This is a genomic window from Micromonospora sp. NPDC005220 (assembly GCF_040607895.1).
In the GTDB taxonomy this organism is placed as follows: domain Bacteria; phylum Actinomycetota; class Actinomycetes; order Mycobacteriales; family Micromonosporaceae; genus Micromonospora.
This window is the reverse complement of the sequence record NZ_JBEXHP010000001.1, coordinates 155,882-181,998: the sequence shown is the minus strand read 5'-3', so window position 1 is coordinate 181,998 and position 26,117 is coordinate 155,882. Positions and strand designations below refer to the sequence as shown.

The 26,117-nt window shown below is 70.7% G+C and carries 21 protein-coding genes and 1 pseudogene; 12 read left to right on the top strand and 10 right to left on the bottom strand.

What is annotated here, in order from left to right:
- Positions 1-16: 16 nt before the first annotated feature.
- Positions 17-745, top strand: a complete 729-nt coding sequence (locus ABZU52_RS00845; protein WP_354969021.1) for a hypothetical protein — start codon at positions 17-19, stop codon at positions 743-745.
- Positions 746-770: 25 nt separating this feature from the next.
- On the opposite strand, the gene ABZU52_RS00840 is transcribed toward ABZU52_RS00845, so the two are convergent.
- A complete protein-coding gene (locus ABZU52_RS00840; RefSeq protein WP_354969020.1) occupies positions 771-1,229 on the bottom strand; it encodes a rhodanese-like domain-containing protein in 459 nt (152 codons plus the stop codon).
- 166 nt (positions 1,230-1,395) lie between these two features.
- On the opposite strand from ABZU52_RS00840, the gene ABZU52_RS00835 reads away from it, so the two are divergent.
- Positions 1,396-2,319 carry a helix-turn-helix domain-containing protein gene (locus ABZU52_RS00835; RefSeq protein ID WP_354969054.1) on the top strand — a complete coding sequence of 308 codons (924 nt, stop codon included), beginning with the start codon at positions 1,396-1,398 and terminating at the stop codon, positions 2,317-2,319.
- Between the two features lie 45 nt (positions 2,320-2,364).
- On the opposite strand, the gene ABZU52_RS00830 is transcribed toward ABZU52_RS00835, so the two are convergent.
- Complete coding sequence (locus ABZU52_RS00830) at positions 2,365-3,261, bottom strand: ribokinase (protein ID WP_354969019.1); 897 nt, start codon at positions 3,259-3,261, stop codon at positions 2,365-2,367.
- Positions 3,262-3,284: 23 nt separating this feature from the next.
- Positions 3,285-4,127 carry an ABC transporter ATP-binding protein gene (locus ABZU52_RS00825; protein WP_354969018.1) on the bottom strand — a complete coding sequence of 281 codons (843 nt, stop codon included), beginning with the start codon at positions 4,125-4,127 and terminating at the stop codon, positions 3,285-3,287.
- A 131-nt stretch (positions 4,128-4,258) separates the two neighbouring features.
- On the opposite strand from ABZU52_RS00825, the gene ABZU52_RS00820 reads away from it, so the two are divergent.
- Together ABZU52_RS00820 and ABZU52_RS00815 are read left to right on the top strand one after the other, a co-directional pair.
- Positions 4,259-5,257, top strand: coding sequence for an ATP-binding cassette domain-containing protein (locus tag ABZU52_RS00820; protein WP_354969017.1), 999 nt, complete (start codon positions 4,259-4,261; stop codon positions 5,255-5,257).
- Complete coding sequence (locus ABZU52_RS00815; protein WP_354969016.1) at positions 5,254-6,264, top strand: ABC transporter permease subunit; 1,011 nt, start codon at positions 5,254-5,256, stop codon at positions 6,262-6,264. The genes ABZU52_RS00820 and ABZU52_RS00815 overlap by 4 nt, the downstream gene beginning before the upstream one ends.
- 125 nt (positions 6,265-6,389) lie before the next feature.
- Here ABZU52_RS00815 and ABZU52_RS00810 read toward each other — a convergent pair whose 3' ends face one another.
- Positions 6,390-7,565: an ROK family transcriptional regulator gene (locus tag ABZU52_RS00810; RefSeq protein ID WP_354969015.1), complete on the bottom strand. Its 1,176-nt coding sequence runs from the start codon at positions 7,563-7,565 to the stop codon at positions 6,390-6,392.
- Positions 7,566-7,735: 170 nt separating this feature from the next.
- Between ABZU52_RS00810 and ABZU52_RS00805 the strand changes: the two genes are divergently transcribed.
- The 4 genes from ABZU52_RS00805 (at position 7,736) to ABZU52_RS00790 (ending at position 11,030) form a co-directional block, all read left to right on the top strand.
- Positions 7,736-9,190, top strand: a complete 1,455-nt coding sequence (locus ABZU52_RS00805) for a glycoside hydrolase family 3 N-terminal domain-containing protein (RefSeq protein WP_354969014.1) — start codon at positions 7,736-7,738, stop codon at positions 9,188-9,190.
- 133 nt (positions 9,191-9,323) lie between these two features.
- The gene (locus ABZU52_RS00800) at positions 9,324-9,878 is read left to right on the top strand and encodes a hypothetical protein (RefSeq protein WP_354969013.1); all 555 of its coding nucleotides are present in this window, start codon (positions 9,324-9,326) and stop codon (positions 9,876-9,878) included.
- On the top strand, positions 9,875-10,369 hold the full coding sequence (locus tag ABZU52_RS00795; protein ID WP_354969012.1) for a DCC1-like thiol-disulfide oxidoreductase family protein: 495 nt from the start codon (positions 9,875-9,877) through the stop codon (positions 10,367-10,369). The genes ABZU52_RS00800 and ABZU52_RS00795 overlap by 4 nt, the downstream gene beginning before the upstream one ends.
- A complete protein-coding gene (locus ABZU52_RS00790; RefSeq protein WP_354969011.1) occupies positions 10,332-11,030 on the top strand; it encodes a TetR family transcriptional regulator in 699 nt (232 codons plus the stop codon). Before ABZU52_RS00795 ends, ABZU52_RS00790 begins: the two co-directional genes overlap by 38 nt.
- A gap of 218 nt (positions 11,031-11,248) precedes the next feature.
- On the opposite strand, the gene ABZU52_RS00785 is transcribed toward ABZU52_RS00790, so the two are convergent.
- Complete coding sequence (locus ABZU52_RS00785; RefSeq protein ID WP_354969010.1) at positions 11,249-11,911, bottom strand: GNAT family N-acetyltransferase; 663 nt, start codon at positions 11,909-11,911, stop codon at positions 11,249-11,251.
- A 169-nt stretch (positions 11,912-12,080) separates the two neighbouring features.
- Here ABZU52_RS00785 and ABZU52_RS00780 point away from each other — a divergent pair, with 169 nt between their 5' ends.
- Both ABZU52_RS00780 and ABZU52_RS00775 read left to right on the top strand, forming a co-directional pair.
- Positions 12,081-12,272: a DNA repair protein gene (locus tag ABZU52_RS00780; RefSeq protein WP_354969009.1), complete on the top strand. Its 192-nt coding sequence runs from the start codon at positions 12,081-12,083 to the stop codon at positions 12,270-12,272.
- 119 nt (positions 12,273-12,391) lie between these two features.
- On the top strand, positions 12,392-12,910 hold the full coding sequence (locus ABZU52_RS00775) for a hypothetical protein (RefSeq protein ID WP_354969008.1): 519 nt from the start codon (positions 12,392-12,394) through the stop codon (positions 12,908-12,910).
- A gap of 10 nt (positions 12,911-12,920) precedes the next feature.
- Here the strand turns inward: ABZU52_RS00775 and ABZU52_RS00770 are convergent, their stop codons facing one another.
- On the bottom strand, positions 12,921-13,649 hold the full coding sequence (locus tag ABZU52_RS00770; protein WP_354969007.1) for a Clp protease N-terminal domain-containing protein: 729 nt from the start codon (positions 13,647-13,649) through the stop codon (positions 12,921-12,923).
- A gap of 212 nt (positions 13,650-13,861) precedes the next feature.
- On the opposite strand from ABZU52_RS00770, the gene ABZU52_RS00765 reads away from it, so the two are divergent.
- Entirely contained in the window at positions 13,862-14,677 is an 816-nt protein-coding gene (locus ABZU52_RS00765; RefSeq protein WP_354969053.1) for a DUF72 domain-containing protein, read from the top strand.
- A gap of 9 nt (positions 14,678-14,686) precedes the next feature.
- Here ABZU52_RS00765 and ABZU52_RS00760 read toward each other — a convergent pair.
- The 4 genes and pseudogenes from ABZU52_RS00760 to ABZU52_RS00745 all read right to left on the bottom strand — a co-directional run bounded on the left by ABZU52_RS00760 (position 14,687) and on the right by ABZU52_RS00745 (position 23,435).
- Positions 14,687-16,515, bottom strand: a pseudogene (locus tag ABZU52_RS00760) (glycoside hydrolase family 15 protein).
- Positions 16,516-16,606: 91 nt separating this feature from the next.
- Positions 16,607-16,903, bottom strand: a complete 297-nt coding sequence (locus tag ABZU52_RS00755) for a DUF6582 domain-containing protein (RefSeq protein ID WP_354969006.1) — start codon at positions 16,901-16,903, stop codon at positions 16,607-16,609.
- A gap of 120 nt (positions 16,904-17,023) precedes the next feature.
- Complete coding sequence (locus ABZU52_RS00750) at positions 17,024-19,699, bottom strand: RICIN domain-containing protein (protein WP_354969005.1); 2,676 nt, start codon at positions 19,697-19,699, stop codon at positions 17,024-17,026.
- 751 nt (positions 19,700-20,450) lie between these two features.
- Positions 20,451-23,435 (bottom strand): glycoside hydrolase family 3 C-terminal domain-containing protein, encoded by a 2,985-nt coding sequence (locus ABZU52_RS00745; protein WP_354969004.1) that lies wholly within the window; start codon positions 23,433-23,435, stop codon positions 20,451-20,453.
- 846 nt (positions 23,436-24,281) lie between these two features.
- Here ABZU52_RS00745 and ABZU52_RS00740 point away from each other — a divergent pair.
- Positions 24,282-26,066, top strand: a complete 1,785-nt coding sequence (locus tag ABZU52_RS00740) for a hypothetical protein (protein ID WP_354969003.1) — start codon at positions 24,282-24,284, stop codon at positions 26,064-26,066.
- Positions 26,067-26,117 lie beyond the last annotated feature (51 nt).

The following is a 26,117-nucleotide window of genomic DNA, read 5'->3' as shown; positions in this document are numbered from 1 at the left end:
ACGCACACTTGATCCCATGGCGATTCCTCTCCCCACCCCGTCCGCCGTGGTCGGCCTGACCCGCTCCGCTCTCGACCAGGCGCTCGGCTCGGCCGCCTCGTTCGCCGCCGTGCCCACCCGCGCGTTCGCGGTGCTGGACGGGGTGGAAGCGCTGCTGGCCCGGATCAACGGCGTGGTCGACCGCATCGAGACGACCCTGGACCGGACCGACCAGGTGCTCACCGACGCCGAGGCGGCGGTCCGTGAGGTGGCCGTCATCAGCGCCGCCGCGACCACCGCCATCGACACCGCCACCGAGGTGGCCACTGCCGCCGCCGTCGTGGTCGCCGAAGCCGACCGGGTCTCCCGGGCAGCTGCCACGGTGGTCGCCGAGGCCGATGGGGTGGCCGGCCGGGCCGCCGTCACCGTGGGCACCGCGGCGGAGGCCGCCGCCACGGCGGCCGAGCTGCTGGCGGCGTACGAGCCGGCGTTGCGCCGGGCCGCGCCGATGGCGGGCAGGTTCGTCGAGGAGCTGAGCCACGAGGAGATCAGCGCGGCGATCCACCTGATCGACGAGCTGCCCAAGCTCAAGGAGCACCTGACGGCCGACATCCTGCCGATCCTGGCCACCCTGGACCGGGTCGGGCCCGACCTGCACGACCTGCTCGACGTGACCCGCGACCTGAAGCTCGCCGTGGCCGGCATCCCCGGGCTGGGCATGCTGCGCCGACGCGGCGAGAAGCTCGCCGACGAGCCCGCCGGCTGAGCCCTCGACCGGTCCGCGCCGTGGATCAGCAGTCGCAGGTGATCGTCGCGGTGGGGGCGGTCAGGTCGTCGACCGGGCGCCGGGTCAACCCGGTCTCCGTCATCACCGGCAGCCCCTCCCGCACCCAGTACTCGAACCCGCCGAGCATCTCCTTGACCGGGTAGCCGAGCAGGGCGAACTCCAGCGCCGCCCGGGTCGCGCCGTTGCAGCCCGGCCCCCAGCAGTAGGTGACCACCGCCGAGCCGGGCGGGATCAGCTCCGCCGCCCGGGCCGCGATCTCGACGGTGGGCAGGTGCACCGCGCCCGGTAGGTGCCCCTGCGCCCAGGCGGCCGCGCCCCGGGAGTCGACCACCACCAGAGCGGGCGTACGCGCCGACAGGTCGGCGTGCACGTCGCTGACGTCGGTCTCGACGCTGAGTCGGGCGCGGAAGTGGGCGGCGGCGGTGGCCGGGTCGGCCGGCGCAACGGCGAAGGTGAAGGTCATGCACCGATCCTCGCCACTGCGGGTGGCCGCAGCGAGTGGCGGAGACGACGTCCTGCGCTAACATCCCGCCATGCCGATCCCGGCCACGACAACCGGCCCACGCCCGCTGCCAGCGCCGCGACGCCCGGCAGCCGCGCACCGGGTCGCCGTGCTCGCGTACCCGGGGATGTCGGTGTTCGAGACCGGCATCGTCACCGAGGTGTTCGGGCTGGCCCGGCCCGAGTTCGACGTCGACTGGTACGACCTGGTGCTCTGCGCCGAGCGGCCGGTGCCGGTGCCGGTGGTCGGCGGAGCCAGCCTGCACACCCCGTACGGTCTGGCCGAGCTGGCGGCGGCGCGGACGGTGATCGTGGCGGACGTGACCGCCGACCCCTCCCCCGAGCTGGTGACCGCGCTGCGTCAGGCGCACCGTCGTGGCGCCCGCATCATGTCGATCTGCTCGGGCGCGTTCGCGCTGGCGGGGGCCGGGCTGTTGGACGGCCGGCGGGCCACCACCCACTGGCGGTACGCGGAGCTGCTGGCGCGGCGCTACCCGCGGGTCGAGGTGAACCCGGACGTGCTCTACCTCGACGACGGCGACCTGCTCACCAGTGCCGGCAGCGCCGCCGGGCTGGACCTCTGCCTGCACGTGATCCGGCGCGACCACGGCGCGGCGATCGCCAACGCGGTCGCCCGACGGCTGGTGATCCCGCCGCACCGCGACGGCGGGCAGGCCCAGTTCGTCGAGGCTCCGGTGCCCACCGACCCGGACGACGACCGGATCGTCGGCAGCATCGACTGGGCCCTGGCCCATCTCGCCGAGCCGCTGACCGTGGCCGAGCTTGCCGGGCGGGCGCACATGTCGTCCCGCACCTACCTGCGGCACTTCGCCCGAGCCACCGGGACCAGCCCGATCCGCTGGCTGATCGATCAGCGGATCCGCGCCAGCCTGGCCCTGCTGGAGGAGACGGACCTCGCTGTCGAGCAGGTCGCCCGTGCGGTGGGTTTCGACACCCCGGTCACCTATCGCCACCACTTCGGCCGGTCCATGCTGACCTCACCGTCGGCGTACCGTCGGGCCTTTCGCACGGGCGCGGGCCAGCGGGCGTAACGCGCCAACACCCGCTCGGGCCGGCTCGGCGGGCGAGCGACGCGGTCAGGCCGGCGCGTACAGCTCGTCGATCTCGGCGCGTCGCGGTAGCGCCACCGATGCGCCGAGCTTGCGGACGCAGGCGGCGCCGGCCGCCGACGCCCAGCGCACCGCGTCGACCAGGTCGCGCCCCTCGCCCCAGCCGACGGCCAGCGCGGCGGTGAACGCGTCACCGGCGGCGGTGGAGTCGACCACGTCGACCCGTACCGCCGGCACGTGCACCTCGGCGCCGTCCCGGTCGACGTACCAGGCGCCCTCACCGCCGAGAGTGAGCACGGCTCGGGGGGCCAGGTCGAGCAGCGCCCGGGGCTCCTCCCGGCCTCGACCGGCGAGCGCCTGCGCCTCGCCCTCGTTGACGACCAGCAGGTCCACGGCGTCGAGCAGCTCGGGCGGGAGGTCGCGGGCCGGGGCGGCGTTCAGGATGACCCTGGTGCCGGCGTCGCGGGCGGCGATCGCGGCGGCGGTCACGGTCTGCACCGGGATCTCCAGTTGGGCGACCAGGACGTCCGCCGCGCGCACCGTGGCCAGTTCGTCATCGGTGAGGCCGAGCAGGGCGTCGTTCGCGCCGGGGGTGACCACGATGGCGTTCTCACCCTGGGCGTTGACCATCACCAGCGCCACCCCGGAGGCGCCGTAGACCACCCGCAGCTGACTGGTGTCCACGCCGGCCGCGGTGATGCGGGCCTTGAGGGTGACGCCGAAGGCGTCCGAGCCGATCGCGCCGAGGAAGGCACAGGAGGCGCCGGCCCGGACCGCGGCCACGGCCTGGTTGGCGCCCTTGCCGCCGGGCACCATCACGAAGTCGGTGCCGAGCATGGTCTCGCCCTGTCGCGGCAGCGCGGGTGCCATCGCGACCAGATCCATGTTGGCGCTGCCCACCACGGCGACCCGGGTCTGCGGCACTGTCGTCTCCGCCTGTCCGACGCTCAGGCGGCGCGAGCCGTGAAGCGGTCGCCCGACCGCTCGACCACCAGTGGAAGCCCGAAGGTCTTGGACAGATTGTCACCGGTCAGCGTCTCGGCGAGCAGGCCCTGGGCGACCACCCCGCCCTCGCGCAGCAGCAGCGCGTGGGTGAACCCGGGCGGGATCTCCTCGACGTGGTGGGTGACCAGCACCATCGCCGGGGCGTCCGGGTCGTACGCCAGCTCGGCCAGCCGGGCGACCAGGTCTTCCCGACCACCCAGGTCGAGCCCGGCGGCCGGCTCGTCGAGCAGCAGCAGCTCCGGGTCGGTCATCAGCGCACGGGCGATCTGCACCCGCTTGCGCTCCCCCTCGGAGAGGGTTCCGTAGCGGCGCTCGGCGAGGCCACCGACGCCGAGTTGGCTCAGCAGTGCCCGCGCCCGCGCCTCGTCGCCACGGTCGTAGTTCTCCCGCCAGCGGCCGACCACCGACCAGGCTGCGGTCACCACCACATCGCTGACCCGCTCGTCGGCGGGCAGCCGCTCGGCGATCGCGGCGGTGGTGAGCCCGATCCGGGTACGCAGCTCGTTGACGTCGGTACGGCCGATCCGCTCGCCGAGCACGTGCGCGACACCCGTGGTGGGGTGCAGCCGGCCGGCGGCGAGGTTGAGCAGCGTGGTCTTGCCGGCGCCGTTGGAGCCGAGCACGACCCACCGCTCGTCCAGTTCGACGCGCCAGGTCAGGTCCTGCAGGAGGGCGGTGCCAGAGCGGCGTACGCCGACGCCGTCGAGGCTGACCACCAGATCCGGGTCCACGGGGGCGGCGGCAGGCGCGGCGCCGGCAGCGCCGGGGATCAGGTCACCAGTCACCGCACCATCCAACCACGCAGGGCCGCGCTGCCCCCCATGGGCGGCGCCTCGGCCATAGGGTGAAGCGCCGTGTCGTTGATCACCAAGCCCGAAGGACGGTCCATGTCCCGTCGACGTACGGAACCGCGCGGATGAGCGCGGTCATCGAGATCGAGGGTCTGCGCAAGACCTTCCACAGCATGCGCAACGGCAGACGGGTGGCGGTGGACGGGTTCGACCTGCTGGTCGAGGCGGGCCAGGTGCACGGCTTCCTGGGCCCCAACGGTTCCGGCAAGACCACCACCCTGCGGGCCCTGCTCGGGCTGGTACGCGCCGACAGTGGCCGGATGACAGTGCTCGGCGAACCGTCGCCGGAGCTGCTGACCCGGGTGGCCGGCCAGGTCGGCGCCATCGTGGAGAGCCCGCAGTTCTTCGGTAACTTCACCGGTTACCGCACCCTGCGGTTGTTGGCCCGCGCCGGTGGAGTGCCGGTCTCACGGGTGGACGAGGTGCTGGATCTGGTGGGTCTGCACGATCGCGGCGATGAGCGGGTGAAGGGCTACTCGCTGGGCATGAAGCAGCGTCTGGCGGTGGCGTCCGCGCTGCTGAAGGACCCACGGCTGCTCATCCTGGACGAGCCGGCGAACGGGCTGGACCCGGCGGGCATCCGGGAGATGCGCGACCTGATGCGGTCGTTGGCGGCCAGCGGGGTGACCGTGCTGGTGTCCAGTCACATCCTCGGCGAGATCCAGCTGATCTGCGACCACGTCACGATCATCTCGCGGGGGCGGCGGGTCGCGACCGGTCGGGTGGACGAGGTGCTGGCGGGCCACGACCGGCACGAGTTCCTGGTCCGGGTGGCCGAGCCGGAGCGGGCCGTCGAGCTGCTGCACGCGGCCGGGCTGGCGGCGGTCGTGAACGGCGAGGCGTTGGTGGTGAGCGGGGTGAGCGACCCGACGGTGGTCAGCCGGGTGCTCGGTGAGCAGGGGCTGTGGGTGGGCGAGCTGACGCCGCTGCGGCCGGATCTGGAGAGCGTCTTCCTGGAGCTGACCGGCGGGTACGGCCATCTGTCGGTGCCCCGGCAGGTCGACGACTCGTCGCTGCCACCGGGCGAAGCTGTTATCGACCTCGATCGGGGAGTGGACGCGTGAACCTGGTACGTGCCGAGTTGGAGCGACTGACCGCGCGTCGCTTCGTGCAGCTCATGGTCGTCCTGTTGGTGTTCGCGTTCGCCATCACGGCGGCGACCACGCTGGCCGGCTCCCACAAGCCGACCGTCACGGAGCTGAATTCGGCGCGGTCGCAGGCCGCCGAGGCGCGGCGCGACCTGGAGGCCACCCACCAGGAGTGCCTGGCCCGCCAGGACGGCACCTTGCCGGCCGCCCCGGACCGGTACTTCCCCAGCGACTGCTCGGAGATCGACCCGATCCGGCAGGAGCGGCTGCCGATCCCCGCCGACTATCTGCCGGGTGTGTTCACCTTCGCCGAGCAGGCACGGCCACTGCTGTACTTCCTCATCGCGTTCCTGGTGCTGTTCGGGTTCCTGGTCGGCGCCTCCTACATCGGCGCGGATCTGACCTCGGGCGGTGTGGTGAACCTGCTGCTCTGGCGGCCGCGCCGGATGGCGGTGCTGGTGGCCAAGTTGGGCACCCTGCTCGGCACGGTGCTGGTGCTGGCCCTGCTGGCGTCGGTGTTCTACCTCGGCACGTTCTGGGTGATCGGGCAGACCGCCGGGTTGCCGGGCCGGCTGGACGGCGACTTCTGGAGTTCGCTCGGCGCGGTGCACGGCCGTGGCCTGCTGCTGGTGCTGTTGGCCTCCACGCTGGGCTTCGCGATCGCCACGCTGGGTCGGCACACCTCGGCGGCGCTCGGCGCGTTCGCCGCGTACGCGGTGGTCTGGGAGTTGGGCGCCCGGCTGGTCCTGGAAATCATCGACGCGCCGAAGTCGGACCTGTTCATGCTCTCCAGCCACGTCGGGGCGTGGCTCAACGGCGGGGCGCGGTTCTACGACGAACGGCTCTGCACGGGCAGCGCCGGCCCCAACTGCGATGCGTTCTACGGAATTACCTGGGGGGCGTCGCTGTTGGTGCTGCTCGTGCTCACCGGCGGGCTGACCGCAGCGGCGTTCGCCGTGTTCCGCCGCCGCGATTTGATCTGAGTCGAGGCCCGTCGGGTCGCCCGAGTCCGGGCGGCCCGGCGGACCGGACCGGCCGGTACGCGGCAAGAGCTTGCACGCTGCGGACGGGCGGTGAAGAATTCCTTCACATGACCGCCGCAGCGGGCTCAGCCGACGGTGGAGCCGAACACCTCGTCGCGCACCGCGTCCAGGGCGGTGCGCAGCGCGCCGCGCAGGATCGGCTCCTCGGTCAGCCCGGTCGGCACCACTCGCGGCTGGACCAGGGTGATCGCCGCGACCTCCTGCTGCACCCGGTCGGCGAGCGCCGCCCCACCGGCCTGGCCCACCTCACCGGCGAGCACGACCAGCGGTGGGTCCAGCACCACGCAGGTGCTGGCCACGCCGAGCGCCAACCGACGGGCCAGCTCGTCGAGCATCGGGGCGCCGTCGGCGCCGGCCGCGACGGCCGCACGGACCGCCTCGGCGGCGTCGGCGTCCGGGTAGCCGTGCTCGCGGGCCACCGCGCGCACCGAGTCCGCGCCGACCAGCTGCTGGAAGGCCGGCTTGGCGCGACGGGAGACGTCGCGCGGGATGGGCGCGCCGGGCACCGGCAGGTAGCCGATCTCGCCGGCCGCACCGCTGCTGCCGTGGTGCAGCCGCCCGCCCAGCATGATCGCCAGGCCGACGCCGGCGCCCACCCAGACCAGCACGAAGTCCGACAGCCCCTGCGCGGCGCCGGACTGCGCCTCGGCCACCGCGGCCAGGTTGACGTCGTTCTCGAAGACCACCGGCGTGTGCAGGTCGTCCCGCAGTGCGGCGAGCAGGCCGCTGTGCCAGCGCGGCAGGTTGAAGGCGAAGGTGATGTCGCCGGTGCCGGGGTCGACCAGGCCCGGCGTGCCGAGCACGATGCGTCGTACGCTGCTCAGCTGCGCCTGGGCGCTGCTCGCCGCCTGCACGACGGCGTTGTGCACCACGCCCACCGGGTCGTCGGTGTCCCGGGTCGACTGCTCCACCCGGCCGATGACCGCACCGGTGATGTCGGCGCACGCGGCGACCACCCGGTCCGGCCCGACGTCCACGCCGACCACGTGTGCGCTGCTCGGGCGAACCGCGTAGAGCTGGGCGTTCGGCCCTCGCCCGCCGGCCTGCTCGCCGACTCGCGCGACGAGGCCGCGCTCCTCCAGCCGCTCGACCAGTTGCGACGCGGTGACCTTCGACAGCCCGGTCAGCTCGCCGAGTCGAGCCCGGGTCAGCGGGCCGCGTTCGAGGAGCAGCTCCAGCGCGGCACGGTCGTTGAGCGCCCGCAACAGGCGGGGGGTGCCGGGTAGCCGGGTCGCACTCATGACACGTCCTCTAGTTTTAGTAAGCTTTGCTAACTGTAAACCGACCTGCGAACGGGTAGCCGTAGCGTAACGGTCACCAGGTGGTGGGACGGTCGGCCGAGTCGGCAGGGCCAGCACCACGACCGGTAGGACGTTTCGTACCCGCGGGGGCACCGAAAGGGGAAGATCACGTGGGGTTGGATCCAGGACTGCGCCGGCTGGCGCTGGGCACGCTGCTGGCCGCGTACCCGGGACCGGTCCCGCCGGACTGGGCGGTCGACCTGCTGGCCGACGGGCTGGCCGGGCACACCCTGTTCGGCAGAAACGTGCACGACCCCGCGCAGGTGGCGGCGAGCACCGCAGCGCTGCGCGCCGGTCGGCCGGACGCGCTGATCGCCATCGACGAGGAGGGCGGCGACGTGACCCGGCTGGCACACGCCACCGGCAGCCCGTACCCCGGAAACGCCGCCCTGGGGGCGATCGGCGACGTGGCGCTCACCCGACGGGTCTACCAGTCGATCGGCGCCGAGCTGGCCGCGCTCGGCATCACCGTCAACCTCGCCCCCACTGTCGACGTCAACACCGCCGACGACAACCCGGTGATCGGCACCCGGTCCTTCGGCGCGGACCCGGTGCGGGTGGCCGCCCACTCGGCCGCCGCCGTGGCCGGGTTGCAGGCCGCTGGCGTGGCCGCCTGCGCCAAGCACTTCCCCGGGCACGGCGCCACCGTCACCGACTCCCACCACGAACTGCCCACCGTGGACGCTCCGCTGAGCCTGCTCCGCCAGCGGGACCTGCCGCCGTTCGCGGCCGTGGTCGCCGCCGGGGCGCGCGCCGTGATGACCGCGCACATCCGGGTGCCGGCGCTCACCGGCGCCGACCCGGCCACCTTCAGCCGAGCCGTCCTGGTCGACCTGCTGCGCGCCGAGTACGGCTTCACCGGCACCGTCATCACCGACGCGCTGGAGATGAAGGGTGCCGCGGTGGCCGCCGGCGGGGTCGGGCCGGCTGCCGTCCGGGCGCTGAGCGCGGGCGCCGACCTGCTCTGCATCGGCGCGACTGTCGACGCCGAACTGGTCGAGCGGGTGGCCGCCGAGATCGTCGACGCGCTCGCCGACGGCCGACTGGCGAGGGCGCGGGTCGAGGAGGCGGCCGGTCGCGCCGCCGACCTCGCCGCCTGGACCCGGGCTTCCGGCGGGTCGCCGGCCACCGGCGACACCGAGCTGGGGTACGCGGCAGCGCGCCGGGCGATCCGGGTGGACGGCCTGCTCACCGGCCTGGGCCAGCCACTGGTGGTGCAGCTGCACACCGAGTCGACGATCGCCGAGGGCCGGGTGCCGTGGGGCCTCGGTCCGCACCTGGACGGGGTGCCGGAGATCCGGGTGATCGCCACCGAAACCGACCCGGCCACCCTGCGCGAGTTGGCCGGTGACCGTCCCATCGTGCTGGTCGGGCGGCACCTGCACCGGCTGCCCGGCGGCCCGGAGCTGATCGCCGGCCTGGCGGCCCAGCACCCGGTGACCGTGGTGGAGATGGGCTGGCCGGCGCAGTGGCGGCCGACGGGCGTACGCGCCTTCGTCACCACCTACGGCGCGAGCCACGCCAACGGTCGGGCGGCGGCCGAGGCGCTCGGCCTGGCCGGCTGAGCCAGACGTTCTCCGGCCGGGCCCTCGGGCTCGGCCGGATGGCGCGCCCCCGCGCCTCGGCGAAGTGTCCACAGTCACTCGTCGCCACCTCTTGAACATGTTCAATATCCGCCTAGTCTGATGACGTCGGTAGTTGAACACGTTCAAGAAGGGCGTCCACATGGACATCAAGGTCTGGATGTACCTGATCTACCTCGCGGTCAGCGTCGGCCTGACCATCTGGGTGGCTCGATCACTGGCCCGCAACGGGCAGGTCTTCCTGGAGGAGGTGTTCGCCGAGGAACGGCTCGCCCGAGCGGTCAACAGCCTCCTGGTGGTCGGCTTCTATCTGCTCAACCTCGGCTACGTCACGGTGGCGATGAAGCACTCCGACCCGGTGGATTCGACAAGCCAGGCCATGGAAGAGCTGTCCCTCAAGATCGGCTTGGTGCTGCTGGTGCTCGGCGCGCTGCACTTCTTCAACGTCTTCGCCCTCGGCCGCTACCGCCGAAACCGGCTCCGCCAGCTCGCCACCCACCCCCCGCTCGCCCCGATCGGCCGACTCCCCGTCCCGTCCACCCCACCCGGAGCGCAGCTGGTCGGCGCGTACCCGACCGGACCTCAGCCGACCGGCGCACACCCCGCAGGACCCCAGCCGGCTGGCCCGCAACCAGGCGCCGGCCCGACGCACAACCCACCGACCCGATGACCGTGCCCCCGACCGGTGGCGTCGGTCGGCTCCCGGATCCCACCGCTCACTCCGGCGGTGGGATCCGGGGGTTCACCGTCCTGTTCGACGCGGCCTGCCCGCTCTGCCGTGCCGCACGCCGCTGGTTGACGTCCCGCGCCCAGCTCGTACCCCTGGAGTTCGTGCCGGCCGGGTCCGCCGAGGCCCGGCGGCGTTTCCCCGGCCTGGACCACGACGCCACGCTGCGGGACCTCACCGTCATCGCCGACACCGGCGAGGTGTACGCGGGCGACGGCGCCTGGTTCGCCTGCCTCTGGGCGCTGGCCGACCATCGTTCCACGGCCGAGCGGCTGGCCCGACCGCACCTGCTGCCGCTCGCCCGGCAGACGGTGGCCGCCGCGTCGGCGATCAGGGAGCGGATCCGCGACCCGCGGGCCGAGCCGACCGACGAACCGGCGGGATACGGTGATCCCGATGACCGAGCAGCCTGCGCAGACGACCACTGCGGGTGACCCAGCCACCGCCCGGGGCGAGCAGACCCGGCAGCTGATCCGGGACACCGCGATGCGGCTGTTTCGCGAACGCGGCTACGCCCAGACCACCATGCGGGCGATCGCGCAGGAGGCCGGCGTGTCCGTCGGCAACGCCTACTACTACTTCGGTTCCAAGGACCACCTGATTCAGGAGTTCTACGCCCAGTCCCAGGTCGAGCACCGGGCCTCCGCGCAGCCCGTGCTCGACCGGGAGGAGGCGTTCGGTCCCCGGCTCGCCGGGGTGCTGCATGCGGGAATCGACGTGTTGACGCCCTCACACGGATTCGCAGCCACCTTCTTCAAGACAGCGGCGGAGCCCACCTCCCCGTTGAGCCCCTTCTCCGCGGAGTCCTCCGGCCCTCGACAGGCGGCCATCGACCTCTTCGGCGAGGTGTTGGCCGGCTCCACGGCCAAGGTCGACGCCGAGCTGCGCCCCCAACTGCCCGAGCTGCTCTGGCTCGCGTACATGGGCGTGGTCCTCTACTGGGTGCACGACCGATCGCCGGGCCAGACCAAGACCCGCCAACTGATCGACGGGGCCGTACCACTCATCGACCGGCTCGTGGCGCTGTCCCGGCTCCGGGTCCTGCGGCCGGTGACCCGACAGGCGCTCGACCTGATTCGCACGCTCCGTCACTGATCCGGCCGACACCGTCGGTCGGCGAAGAAGCAGGTCAAGTCCACTTTTCGACACTCCGAATCGACAGCTTGAACCTTGCTCAGAGCCTGTTCGATACGTAGCGTGATCGACATGTAGCGACCCGCCCCGGCGGGGCCGCTACACCCGGAACCGGGGCCTGGGGGGAGGTTGCGGACCGTGGATCCGGCCCGGGATCCACGGTCCGCGCCCAATGCCACTCAGCGCGGATAGACCCCGTACGCGCGCCAGCCCCGGTCCGGAAACCCGGCCGCTTCGGCGACCCGGGCCGAGGCGTGATTGTCCCGCTCGTGCAGGTACGTGGGCACCGCCCCTTCGTCGAGCACCCGCCGGGCCGCCTGGGCCACCAGTCGGCGGGCGAGGCCGCGCCGCTGGGCCGCCGACACGGTGCCGACGGCCAACTCGTGCCCGTACGCGTCGTGCCGTTTGATCCCGGCACCGGCCAGGTAGGCGCCGTCCGGGTCACGGACCACCAGCACCGGCCGGTCGAAGAGTCGCAGCCACGGCGGCAGCCCGGGGGCGGTCGGCTCGGTCCACTCCCCCACATCGGGCAGCGGCGCGGGGGCCCGGCTCCACCGGAAGGGCCCGTCGTGCACGCAGAATTCGGGCCGGCCGACGGCCTCCGGCAGCGCGGCGAGCAGCCGATCCGGCGTACGGCGAATCAACGCGCGGATCGCCGCCACCCGGTCCGGCGCCACCGAGAGCACGGCGCTCCGCCCGGTGTCCACGGCGAGCGCGGGGCGTAGCCGGCCGTCCCAGGCCGGTTCGGCCCGCCGCTGCGAGGCGACCACGTGCAAGCCCGGCCCGGCCGGCCACTGGCCGAGCCAGCTGGCCAGGTGCAGGTGAAGTCGCCGGTCGAGCATGCGCACCTCCCCGTCCCCCGACCCGTCGTGGATCACCGTACGCCGGACGGCAGGGCCGGGCGCAGGATACGTCAGGGCTGAGTGGGCCGGGGGTGCGGGAACCAGGGGCACGAATCGACCGTCATATGTATTTCCATACCTGGACACCTTTCTTTGGGACGGTTAACGCATGCCGATTCAGCCGAGCGACCACTACCAGCAGGACCCCGAGCGACTCTGGCGGGCGGCGGAGGCCGTTGGCGGCAATCCGCCCCAGCCGCGCTACCGCACCCCTCGGACAATCGGCGGAGCCCTGTCGTGGGCCGGGCTGAACAAGCTGGCCGCCGGCAGTTCCAGTCGACACCGCCTGAACACCCACTGACGCGCCGACGTTCGCGCTCGGAGCGACACACCGGAGAGGTCCAGCGGCTGCTTTCGCACACCTGTCGGGTAATTTCTTGTGGTCCGCCATCCCGGCCAACGACAGGAGAAGCTCCGCGCATGGGCAAGAAGACGATCCACGTCTCCGACTTCACCGGCACGGTTCTGCAGCAGGACGACGAGGTGGTCCGCGTCGTCGTGCTGGAGCACCCGGACCTGGTCGCCGGGCCCGTGCAGTTGGACGCCACCCCGGGCGAGGTGGAGAACATCGACGACGCCGCGCTGGACGTGGCGGTGGTGGAGATCCACGACCGCCACGGTGGCGGCGAGCCCCGCCGGGTGGTGTTGACCGCCAGCGAGTTCGACGCGATGGCCACCGACATGCCGATGGCGCAGCTGTTGAAGACGGCCGAGCGGGTTCGCCCACCCAAGGCCCGCAAGGGCGCCGAAAAGATCGACTACGGCACGCTGGAGCACGCCGGAAAGCCACACCGGGGCCGGGTCACCGAGGAGGAGGCCCGGTTGGTGCGCGAGCAACTCGACGAGGTCAACAAGCGCCTCGCCGACGCGGGCGTACGCCAGATCGACCCAGCCGATCCGGAGCACGCCCTGCGTTACGGCTTTCCTGAGGCGTCCTGACCCCGGGTTCTCACTTCTTTCCGACGGCGGCAGCGAGGGCGGCGGCCAGGTCGGCCTCGACCGTCGCCTTGGCCAGCCCGAGGTTGGTGAGCACGCCGGCGCCGTCCTCCTGCTCCAGCAGGGCGAGCAGGATGTGCTCGGTGCCGATGTAGTTGTGCCCGAGGCGCAGCGCCTCCCGGAAGGTCAGCTCCAACGCCTTCTTGCCCCGCCCGTCGTACGGGATGAGGTCCGGCACCTGCTCGGCCCGCGGTGGGAGGACGGCACCGACCGCCTCCCGTACCGCCTCGGGGGTGGCGCCGCGACCAGCCATCACCCGGGCGGCCAGCCCCTCCGGCTCGGCCAGCAGGCCCAGCACAAGGTGCTCGGGGCCGATCTCGGCGTTGCCGCTGGCCCGGGCCTCCTCCTGGGATGCGACCACCACGTTGCGGGCTCGGGGGGTGAACCGGCCGAAGCCGGCGTTGGGGTCGAGCGCGGCCGTGTCTGTCGCCTTCGGCACGAAGCGCTTCTGGGCGGCCTGCTTGGTGACCCCCATGCTGCGGCCGATGTCGGTCCAGGAGGCCCCCGACCGCCGGGCCTGATCGACGAAGTGCCCGATCAGGTGATCGGCAACCTCGCCGAGGTGATCGGCGGCGATGACCGCGTCGGTGAGCTGGTCGAGCGCATCGGTGTGCGCCGTCTTGATCGCCTGGATCAGGTCGTCGAGCTTGACGGTGTTGCTCATCTGAAGAGGTTCGGTCATGCGTCAACCATAAGTTGACGGGCCCCTACCGTCAACCTAAAGTTGACGAAGTGATCCGTCCGGCCCGGCGTACGTCGCCAGGCGGGCCGCAGCCGCCCCAACTCCGTCGCACCGGGGGCCCGGCCGGGTCCGTTGGCCCGGATACGGTGGGCTCCGGTCGAGCGCGGTCACCGGCGGGAAGGGCGGTCATGCGACTGCATGTGGGGTGCGCGATGTGGAGCCACCGGTCGTGGTCCGGCCACCGGCTGCCGCCGACGGAGCGCCTGCGGCACTACGCCAGCTGGTGCGACGCCGTGGAGGGCAACACGACGTTCTACGCGACCCCGGCCCGGGACACCGTGGCCTCCTGGGCCGCCCAGACGGATCCGGACTTCCGGTTCGTCCTCAAACTTCCCAAGGTCATCACGCACGAACGCCGACTCACCGACGTCGGCGAACCGCTGCGTGCCTTCCTGGACGCCATCGAACCGCTCGGCCCGCGCGTCCACGCCCTCTGGATCCAACTGCCCGGCTCGTTCGCGCCCGCCGACGTCCCGGCCCTGGGCCGTTTCCTGGAGCAGCTCCCGCGGTCCCACCGGTACGCGGTGGAGGTCCGCCATCAGGCGTTCTTCACCGACGAGCGCGCGGCCCGACTGCTCGGGGCGACCCTCGCCGCCGCGTCCGCCGAGTGGATCCCCTTCGACACGACCGCCTTCTTCGCCAGCCCGCCGACCAGCGACGCGGAGCGGGACGCCTGGACCAAGAAGCCCCGCGTGCCACTCCGGTCCCGCGCGCTGACCGACCGGCCGATCGTCCGCTACCTCGGGCGCGACGACTCGACGCGCACGGTCGAGGGATGGCAACGCTGGGTCGACCTGACCGTCACCTGGCTACGCGAGGGACGCTCACCGACCATGTTCATCCACACCCCGGACAACGCCGACGCGCCCGCGCTCGCCCGCCGGTTCCACGACGAGGTACGGGCACGCGTACCCGCGCTCGACCCGTTGCCGGAGCCGATCCCGGTCGAGCCGCTGACATTGTTCTGACGTGGACGGTCAACCCTGCTGTTCGAGCAGGTCGTCGAGGTGGGCCGCCGTGCTGATCAGCGACAGATGACTGAACGCCTGCGGGAAGTTGCCGATCTGCTCACCGGTCGGCGCGATCTCCTCGGAGTAGAGGCCGAGCGGGTTGCTGTAGGTGAGCATCTTCTCGAAGGTCAACCGGGCGTCGTCGAGCCGGCCGGCCAGGGCGAGCGCCTGGACGTACCAGAAGGTGCACATGTTGAAGGTGCCCTCGGCGCCGGTAAGGCCGTCCGGCGAGGCGCTCGGGTCGTAGCGGTAGACCAGGCTGTCAGAGACCAGGCCGGTGTCCATCGCCCGCAACGTCGACTCCCACATCGGGTCGGTCGGTGAGATGAAGTTCAGCCCCGGCATCGCCAGCAGCGACGCGTCCAGGATGTCGGAACCGTAGTGCTGCACGAATGCGCGTCGTTCCTGGTTGAACCCCCGCGTCATCACCTGCTCGTAGATGGCGTCACGTTCGGCGGACCAGCGGGCGATGTCGCCGGGGCGACCCCGACGTCGTGCGATGCGGATGGCCCGGTCCAGCGCGACCCAGGACAACACCCGACCGTAGGTGAAGTTCTGCCGACCGGACCGGGTCTCCCAGATACCGTCCTCGGGCTGGTCCCAGTGCTCACAGAGCCAGTCCATCAACCCCGCCGTCTTGCGCCACCCCTCGTACGGCGCAATCAGCCCGTTGCGATCCGCGAGTTCCAACGAGACGAGCGCCTCGCCGTAGATGTCGAGTTGCAGTTGGCCCGCCGCGTCGTTGCCGATCCGTACCGGCGCGGATCCGCGGTACCCTCCAGGTGAGCCAGCACCTCCTCGGGGAGGTCCGGTGAGCCGTCGATCCGGTACATGATCTGCAGCGGCAGGTCGCCGTCGCGGGCGTCGCGAATGCGCGCGTCGAGCCAGAGCAGATACTTCTGGGCCTCGTCGGTGAAGCCCAGGCACAGCAGCGCGTGCACGGAGAAGGACGCGTCCCGGATCCAGGTGTAGCGGTAGTCCCAGTTCCGCTGCCCGCCGATCTGCTCGGGCAGGCCCGCGGTGGGCGCGGCCACCAGGGCGCCGGTCGGGGCGTACGTCATCAGCTTGAGGGTCATCGCCGATCGCTCGACCACCTCCCTCCAGCGGCCCTTGTAGCGGGAACCGCCCACCCACCGCCGCCAGAAGTCGCGGGTCTCGGCGAGCAGTTCGCACGCCTCCTCGGTGGTCAGCGCGCGGGGCGCGTGGGGGCGGGCCGTCTCCAGGACCACCCCACTGATGTCGCCCGCGTGCAGGTTGAACGACGCGGACACGCCGTCGGCGTCGCGCCGGACATCCCTCGCGTCGAACTCGCGTAGCGAGCCCTTGAAGGCGGCCAGGGTCAGGGTCATCGTCGGACTCCGGAAGACGTCACCCTCGGGGTGCACCTCCAGCTCGTACGGATCGCGTCCGTAGTTGAACCGTGGGTGGCAGTGGAAACGGAACCGCATGCTTCCCCGGACCATCCGGACCAGCCGGATCAGCCGGTGCTGGTCGGTGGCCTGCGCGCCGGTGACGGGCATGAAGTCCAACAGCTAACCCACACCGTCGGCGCTGTGGAAGCGGGTGATCAGGATCGGCGTACCGGGCAGGTAGAGCTGCTTGCTCGTGTAGTCGACGCCGTCCGGCGAGAGCTGGAAGTGGCCACCGTTGCGGCGGTCCAGCAGCGCGCCGAAGACGCTCGGGGAGTCGAAGCGGGGCGCGCAGAACCAGTCGACAGTGCCGTCCGTGCTGATCAGCGCCGCGGTCTGTAGATCACCGATCAGACCGTGGTTCTCGACTGCCGGGTAGCTGTCCACGCTGTCCCCCGCCACTCGTACTGGCAATGGCGGCGTTCTACCCGGGTACCGGCGAAAGATGCGGCCCGCGCGGGGGCGGGCGCGAGGAGCGTCAGTGGGCGGGATTCGGCGTGTGCGGGAGTTTGCCGAGTTGGCGCCAGTTCGTCTCGGCGACATCGACACCGTAGTGCTTGGCGGCGGCGAGGATGTTCTGGAAGGCCAGGTCGCGATCCTCGTCGGTGACGCCCTGCACCTGGTCGAACCGGGCGATGGCGTTGCGGACGTGGCCCGCGTCGGTCATCGGTTCCTTGCGTTTCCCAGGGAACGCGAAGACGCTCTCCGGCAGCTCGCGCTTGTCCTTGTCCGACAGGGTGCCGTGCTTCTCGTGGGGCTTCCAGGTCGACCTCATCGCCCAGCAATACCCGAGTGCGGTCCGGCAGCACCTCCGAAGCCGACATTTTCCGAAACTACGGCTGTCAGAAATAGCCGGGGCCAGGCCCGTGCCGGCCTGGCCCCGGGGTCTGGTCGGTCAGCTACGCAGCGTCCACTGCTGGTTCGTGCCACCGTTGCAGGACCAGAGGATGACCTTGGTGCCGTTGGCGGTGGCGGCGCCATTGGCGTCGAGGCAGAGCCCGGACTGGGCGTTCGTGACGGTGCCGTTGCTGTTGACGTTCCACTGCTGGTTGAGCCCACCGTGGCAGTCCCAGATGATGACCGCTGTGCCGTTGGCAGTGCCAGCCCCGGAGGCGTCCAGGCACTTGTTGCCGTACACGGTCAGTTGCTTGCTGGCGGTCTGGGTCCATCGCTGGTTGGTGCCGCTGGAGCAGTCCCAGAGTTGCGTCTGGGTGCCGTTGGTAGTCGAGGAGTTGGGCACCTCGACACAGCGACCGGACTGGCCACCCACGAGTTGTCCGGCACCCGTACCGGTGCCGCCGCCCTGCTGCTGCCGGACGATCGCTGTCGACTCGGCCGACCGGTTGCCCTGTGCGTCGACGACGTAGAGCCGGTACTCGCCCTGGGTGGTCGGCACGGCGATGGACGTGGCGGTGCCGGCCGCCCGGGTCATCGTCGCCCCGGCGGTGAAGGTGGTCGTGCCGTACGGAGCCAACCAGACCGATTTGGTGGCGTCGCCGAGGCTCCGGATCGGGATCGACGCGGTGGCACTGGCGACGAAGGTGCTGGCCGGCAGCACATAGTTCGGTGCGGAGAAACTGCTCGCCGGGATGATGTCCCGGTACGCGTCCTCAAGGCCGGAATTCGCGGCGATGCCGTAGGCCGTCGCCGGCCAGACATAGTCGGAGGAGACGATGATGTCGTTGACCGTGCTGTTCGGCAGATTCTTGTTCGAGACCTTGTTGATGGGGCCGTAGATCTGCGTGATGCTCAGATCGTGTTTCCGCCCGAAGTCGTCTGAATTGATCATCCAGGTGACGTTCTTGTCGATACTCAGCACGTTGTCGCGGAACGTGATGAACGCCGACCCCTCGTCCGGGTGCAGTCCGTACTTGTGCCCCGACGGAACACCCTGGAGATAGTTGTTGGTGATCGTGGTCCCAGGCTGGCTGCCGAGCGTGTAGATGGGAGCCGTGTCACTGAGCCGCTGGACCGTGTCAATGATGTGGTTGTAGCTGATGGTGTTGTTTCTCGCCGTTGTGGTCGGTCGGTTCGGCACGATCGAGCCGGACGACCCGTCGAAGTTCCACCAGCCCCAGCCGAGGGTGATGCCGGACCACGGGGCCTTCTCGATCCGGTTGCGCTGGATGGTGAGGGTGTCGGCGAAGTACGCCGAGATGGGGCTGTGCCCGTTGAACAGGACCGCGCTGTCGTAGAGGTAGTTGTTCTTGATGTCGATGTTCTTCGGTAGCCCCTCGACCGACGCGGAGTACTTCTCCCGGTTGGTCGACGTACCGTCCCCGATGTAGACGTGCTGAGGATGGCCGACGCTGATGGCGGACCCGGCGATGTCGTTGGTGGCGTTCCCGATCAACTGGGTGCTCTGCACGTCGTTGACCATGTTGATTCCGTCAGCGCCGGTGTGCTCGACCCGGTTGCGTTGCAGCAGGAGGCCGTCGGCGTTCTGGATCTGGATGATGCCGGGGGTGACGTCCACGTTGCGGTAGTAGTAGACGTGGAAGTTGCCCTTCGCGTACACCTGCGCGCCGAGATTGCCCTGCTGCGCCTGCTTGAAGGACGAGCCGGCGACGTTGAACAGGTTCCAGTCCGAGTGCCGCACCGTCAGACCGGAAAAGGTGATGTTGCGGGCATGGCTGGTCGTCGAGGTGCCGGCGACCCGGAGCACTGTGGTGACGTTGTTCGGGGCGTAGACCGTCGCGGTCGACATGTTCTCGGCGCTGGCCTTGTAGTAGTAGACCGTCTTGGTGCCCTTGTCGAAATAGAACTCACCTGGCGCGTCCAGGAACTCGTACGCGTTCATGAGCTTGTGGGTGCCGCCGACCTGGGCGTTGCCGTTGAACGCGCCCTGCGCGATGGCCGCCCCTGGTTGCTGAAAGAGCGCGACCCGGTTCGCGCCGTCGGAGCTCGTGGTCACCTGGCGAACGCCCACGATGGCGGTGGTCCAGGTCGTACCCGTCTCGATCTCGATGTCGTCCTGGTTGCGCGGAACGGCGGGGAAGTCGTTGAGGCTGTACTTGGCGCCGTCGCACTGCGAGCCCGACTCCCAGGCCCACGCGGCCTGGTTGGCAGTGATGTTGTACGTCCCGTAGCAGCCCGCCGAGCTGATCGTCTTCGACGCCATGTACGCGCGCTTGTCGTTGACGTAGAGCGCCCGCAGCTTGTTGGCGCGGTCGAGCGGCGCCTTCCAGATGTTGCCGCTGTGCTGGGTCCACCCGGTCACCGGGACGCCACCGTCGAGGACTGGCTTCTCATTGGGGTAGGCCTCGTAGCTGACCCGGAATCCGTTGGTGCCGGAGTCGCTCGCCCCGAATTCGACAGTGCTGGTCACCGGATAGGTCCCACCACGGAGATAGACGTTGATGTCGCCGGTCATGCTCGCGTTTATCGTCCGAACGACGTCGCGCGCCCGTTGGATCGTCTTGAACGGGGACTGCAGCGTGCCGGGGTTGGCGTCGTTACCGTCCGGGGCGACGTAGTAGGTCGCCTGGGCCGCGGCCGAGGCCGGCAGCTGGTTTGTCATCACCGCCGGCAGGGTGGCGGCGACAAGCGCCGCCACCGCGAACAATGACATTCGAGCGGTGGATATGGCTGACTTCACGTCCGTTCCTCTCACTGGTCGTCGATGTGGTGCCCAAAGTGCGTATCGAGCGACGAGTACGGAACAGCGACGCCACTAAGGGCCGGCGGGGACTTCCGTCGCCCCGACCGCACTCTTTGTTAACCGCCCCGAAATTCTTACTGGGAGCGTAGGTCACACGTCTGACCAATGCAACCGGCAATTGGGGGGCGTCTATGTATAAATGCCGTCGGATCGGGCAGATCAACCATGCCGCCCGCACACCCCCGCTTGCGTCGTCCGACGAATCCGGGGCGACGGGGCGGCCTTGCGGCTCTCGTCGCCGAGGCCAGCGACTACTCGCACGCCCAGGGAGGCCAACCAGTCGCCGCCAGCCGGGCCCGTCCGAGTGACGGCCGGGACCTGCGACAACCACGGCCATCAGAAGCAGCCGGTCCAGGGGGCGCAGGTAGTGCGTTGCTCCTTTGGAGCTGAATCGTTTACGACATCACCGCTGCGGGGTCCCCTCGCGCGGTTCGTCTCGACACCACCGCCAGGGGACCCCTCGCCTGATTCGTTTACGGCATCAACTCCAAAGGCACCGCAACTACTGGACCGGCCCACGCTGGCGGTCACGAACGACCCACCGGCTGCCCCGGGTCGGGCCGCCGCATCAACCGCGCCCCCTGAAGATCCCGAATCACGTCACCGATCTGAGCCGGGAGCTGGACGCGGACCGGGACAGCACGATGAGGCCCGGGGCCGGTCAGCTGATGGAGAAGTCCGCCAGCCGCAGCGGGGAGTCGAACACCAGGTACACGTCGTGGGTGCCGACAGTTCGGGCCAACTCGGTGCTGGTGCTGACGTACCGGTAGTCGTCGCCGGTGCTGGGCACGGTGGCCGTGCCGAGCAGCCGGCCGGTGGGCGAGCCCAACCGGATCTGGATGGTGCCGGTGCCCGCGCCGGCCCTGGCGACCTTCGCGGTGAAGGTACGCGCGTCCGGACGCAGCGCGGAACCGTCGAAGGAGATCCACTGACCGGCTGCGGTGGCACCGACCGCCGTACCGCTGGGCTTCGTCTCGTCGACCAGCCGGACCCCCGCGTACCTGTCGAAGTTCTCCGCCCTGGTGGGCCGGGACAGGTCCCGGGCCGGGATCGTCTCGCCACGGACCCGGACCGCGGCGCGGGCCCGGATGTCCTCGGCGGACGCCCCGACCATCAGGTCGTGCACTGACGACTCGACCACCCACCGGCTCCGGGTGACGTCCCAGTGCGCCAGGTCCGCGGCGGGCAGGCGCAGGGTCACCGTACGGGTCTGCCCGGGCGCGAGTTTCACCTGCTGGAACGCCTTGAGCTGGCGGATCGGGGTGGTGTCCCGCGAGGTGCGCTGGTGGGTGTAGAGCTGGACGACCTCGGTCCCGGCCCGGCTGCCGACGTTTGTCACGTCGACACTGGCCGTGATGGTGCCGTCGGCCGCCACCGGCTGGGCACCGGTACGCAGCTGGCCGTACCGGAAACGGGTGTACGACAGCCCGTGGCCGAACGGGTAGAGCGGCTTCGCGGTGCTGTACAGGTAGGTCTGCCGGGACGAGATGATGTCGTACTCCAGCAGGTCCGGCGGCAGTTGCGAGTCCGAGCGGTACCAGGTCTGGGTGAGCCGGCCGGACGGGTTGCGGTCGCCGAAGAGGACGTCGGCGATGGCGTGACCGGTCTCCGCACCGGCGTGGGTGGTCCAGACGATGGCCGGTACGTGCTCCTGCTCCCACCTGATGGTGACCGGGTAGCTGGTCTGGAGCACGAGCACGGTCCGCGGGTTAGCTCTGGCCACGGCTTTGACCAGCGCCTCCTGGCCGGCGCTGAGCGCCGTGGAGGTCCGGTCGTGCGCCTCACGGCCGTTGATGAACGGGTTGCTGCCGACCACCAGCACGGCGGTGTCGGCCGCCTTGGCCGCCGCCACGGCCCGGTCGATTCCGCTGCTGATCACCTCGCGACTGAAGTGGGTCGCGGCGGCCGGGGTCGATGCGCCGAGCTTGAGGGCGCCGTCGTCGCCCACCGTCAGGTACGTGTCCGCGCCGAACCAGCTCTCCTTGGTTTCGTAGCCGACGTAGCGCAGCACCACCGTCCCGTCGGCCTGCGGCTCCAGCTTGAACTGCTGCTGGACGTACCAGCCGTTCGGCTGCTCGTCACGGGTGACGAACGGCCCCCAGTTGTAGCCGAGGTAGCGGCCATTGGCGGCGTTGCGCAGCGTCACCACATCCTGCCCCCAGTCGACCACGTCGAACTGGGCGACGAGTGCCGGGGTCGCGCCGGTCCCGAGGACCGGGTTGGCGTCGGTGGTGCCGGTGGCCGAGACGTACCGCCCGGTCGACACGTCCTTCAGCGCGATCCGGTCCGCACCGTCGAGCCCGCTCACGCTGGCCTTGGCGCCCAGCCGTTCGCGGATGCCGTCCAGCGCCGTCACCTGGTATGGCAGGTCGCCGCCGTACCAGTCCGAGTAGAGGGTGTCGGCCAGCGGGCCGAGCACCGCCACCTTGCGGGTCCGAGCGGGGTTCAGCGGTAGCGCCTGCCGCTCGTTCTTCAGCAGCACCATCGCCTCGCCGGCGGCCTGCCGGGCCAACCGCTGGTGGTCGGGGCTGTTGATGACGTCCGGGGTGATGCCGCCGTACCGGCCGCCGCCCGGGTCGAACTCACCCAGCCGGAATCGGACGTTCAGGATCTCGCGGATCCGGGCGTCGATGTCCCGCTCGGTGAGCAGGCCGGTGGCGAGCGCCTGCTTGATGGCGGTGATGGTGGGCTGCGCGTTGGTGTCGTCGGTGATGAAGCTGTTGAGGCCGGCCTTGATGATCGCGGCGTTCCCCTCGGCCTGGGTCGGGTAGTACCCCTGGGAGGTGACCAGGTTGTTCGGCGCCCAGGCGTCGGTGACGTTCATCAGCGGCTGGTCGGTCCAGTCGCGTACCACCGTGGCCAGGTCCGGGTCCACCGTGGCCGGACGTCCGTTGACCAGGTTGTACGCGGCCATCATCCCGGTCGCCGCGTCGGCGGCGATGGCCGGTTTGAAGGCGGCCCGGTCGTACTCGTTGAGCACCCGAGGCGGGACGTTCGAGGAGGTCACGTCGCGCCGGACCTCGTTGTTGTAGGCCAGGTAGTGCTTGAGGGTCGGTGCGCTCTTCAGGTGGTTCGGGTCACCGCCGGTCATTCCCGAGCCGTACGCGGTGGAGATCGCGGCGGTGAGCAGCGGATCCTCCGAGTAGCCCTCCTCGTTGCGGCCCCACCGGGGGTCGCGCAGCAGGTTGACCACCGGCGCCCAGAGGTTCAGCCCCCAGACCCGGGGGTTCTGCGCGTGGTAGCCGCGCGCCTCGTCGCCGACGGCCGAACCGACCTGCTGGATCAGGTCGGTGTTCCAGGTGCTCGCCATGCCCACCGGCTGTGGGAAGACGGTGCCGCGAGCCTTGACCACCGCGCCGTTGTTGTCGATGTCGGTGGACCAGGCCACCCCGTGCAGCGCTTCGGTGCCGGTCTTGAACAGGCCGATGCCCAGCCGGGGAATGGCCGGCTGGTACTGGTGCAGCCAGGAGATCTTCTCGTCCTGGGTGAGGCGGCCGAGCAGGTCGTCGACTCGGGCGTTCACGGGTAGGCGGGGATCTCGGAACGGGTAGGTGGGCTCGGCCAGCGCGGTGCCGGGAACGGCCGGTAGGGCTAGCAGGGCGAGCGCGAGCGCGGTGATGCCGCGCCGAAGGCGCCAGTTCCGCATGCGGTTCTCCTCATGTCGTACGACAGACGCCCAGCGGGCGCCGAGACCGGCGTGACCAGGCTCGACACCCGGCTGACGGGCCTGAACGACGAATCGTCGAAGCGCTTCGACGACCCGGCCGCGTCACCACGGCCATGATTGTTGTGGTCCGCGAACTATAGATGCGCGCCAATGAGTCGGCAATACCGGCTGGCTCGCCGTCGTGACGCCGGCCCTCGACGCGCCCATCGCGTCACCGGCCACCGACTGAGCGGCAGCCCGCGCGAATCAGCGCGGTTTCAGCGCCCTTTCAGGCCGCTCAATACGTTCGCGGCATGACAAGCAAACGTTCCACGCGCACCCGGCGCGGGACCGCCGTGCTGGCGATGATCGCGGTCACGGCGGCAGGCGTGCTCTTCGGCGAGCCCGCGTCGGCCGATCCCGTCCCCGTCCTCGTCCCGCAGGCGGAATTCGTCCAGTGGCACCGACTGCACCCGAACGCCACGACCGAACAGGCACAGACCCAGCTCACCGCACGCCAGCAGCTGCTCGACGACGCGCTGACCGCGTTCGACCTGCTGCTGCCCGAACAGGACCTGCTGCTCAAGTCCGTCGACATCCTGCTCGGCACACCCGGCGGCGACACCCGGACCTCGCCAGAGATCAACGGCCTGGTCGGATCAGTGATCGGCAGGACGGTCGAACCGTGGGACTCCCGCGAGGAACCCGCATCCGGCGCGCTACGGACCGCCCAGTGGCTGCGCGGCCGCGATGACGCTCTCGCCAGGGTGTGGTCCGCGGTCCGGCAGGCGGCGGCCGTCAGCGCGCCCGTCGCTGGACGCGCAGATCCTCGCCCAGGTCAAAGCGTTGCGCGACGAGGTGCGGGCCCTCGGCGACGAGATGCGGGCCAGCTTCGCGCGGGTCGAGGCGCAGATCAACACGGTGTACGCGAACATGATGGCCCAGTTCGACAAGCTGAACGCGGCGATCGCCGGCAACACCGCGCAGATCACCCTCGTCCAGCAGCAGGTCGCCCAACTCGGTCTGCGCCTGGAGGACATCGCCGCCACCGTGCTGGCCGCGATCGGCGACGCCACCCTGCACGACGCCCGCGCCGACATCAACAGGTACCTCGGCTACCTGGAGAACTTCGGTCAACCCATCCCGACGTACAACGAGTTCGTCGGCCCGGAGAACGAATTCCACCTGACCTCGACGCAACTGGCCAGTGGTGCCGCCTTCGTGGTGCCCGCTACCGACGCCGACAACCCGGCGATCGACCCGACCACCGTCCTGAACAGCTTCGGCGAGGCCCGCTCGATCAACTACCTGGCCCGGGTCGCCAGCGGACGTGACCCGTCGATGGTCGAACCGTCGACGCCGGTCGGCAACCCGACGGTGTGGAACCTTGGCGCGCAGGCGTACGCCATGTTGATGCTGCAGAACCCGACGTACGCCGCCCAGCTGTCGACCGCGCTCGCCGCCTTTCGGACCAACGAGATCCAGGTCCGCTATGAGCCCGACGGCAATGGCGTTCAGGTGAAGACGCTCAAGAACTACGACCTGTTCTGGGACACCGACAAGCCGCTCGCCCCGGCGCCGGCGAAGGCCGACGAGGCGACGGTGCCCTCGTGTAGCGGCAGCAGGCAGATCGACCGGCCCAGCAACGTCCGCTACGACCTGATGTCGAACGTGGTGCGGGCACTCCAGTACGCGTACACCCCGCGCCTCGACGAGCCACCCGCCGGCGTGCGGGAGTTGCCCGAGGTCGGCTACTGCTACACACCGAGCTGGGTGCACACCCGGACGACGGGCTACGGCACCGGGGTGGTTCGCTACTACGGCAAGCTGCGGTTGCAGATCCACAGCCGGTTCCGGCTGAACTCGGCCGCGGCCTGGCAGAACTCGCGGACCGCCGACTACACCTGGCCCGACGAGCAGGTCTACCAGATCGACTGCGAGCGGTTCAACTGCGACAGCGAGACCACCCCTGAGCAGGGCCTGACCCAGAAGTGGCCGTCCGGCCGGTACGCCTTCGCGAGCGCCGCGACGGCGGTGAACAACACCGCGCTGGACACCACGCTGACGCCGACCCTGCGCGGTTTCCTCCAGGCCCGGCAGAAGCTGATGTACGACCGGGTTCGGGAGAAGAGCACCCAGGTCAGCGGTCCGGTGCCCACCGCCCTGAAGAAGGTGAACACGACGGCGCGGCTGCTCCAGGCGTACACCCGGTTGGGTCTGCCCAACGCCCTCGACTCGGACGACGTGTTGTCCGCGAACCTGTTCGGCCAGTACCAGATTCCGGTGAACATGCCGACCGACGCCAAGATCGGCAATGCCTACGCCAGGGCGAGCGGGAACTACGCCCTCTGCGGGCCCTCCCCGTGCGCGCTCGACCCCAGCCGGCCGCTGCGCGACCAGGTCAGCCTCAAGGTGCCCTGCGAGCCCGCTGTCGACTCGTCCAACCTGCCCGGTGACCCGCTCGGCGACTGTCTGATCACCAGCGCGCGGTCCCGCGCCAACGCGCTGCTGCAGCGGTACGAGGTCTGGGCGGACCAGATGACCGCCAGTCTGCACCGCGAGCGGGTGCCGTGGCTGAACGACACCCTCACCGGCCTGCGCATCACCGCCCGCCTGACCCATCCCAACTGACACAGCGTTGCCGGCGCCTGCGGGCGCCGGGCCCCCCCCCCCCCCCCCCAA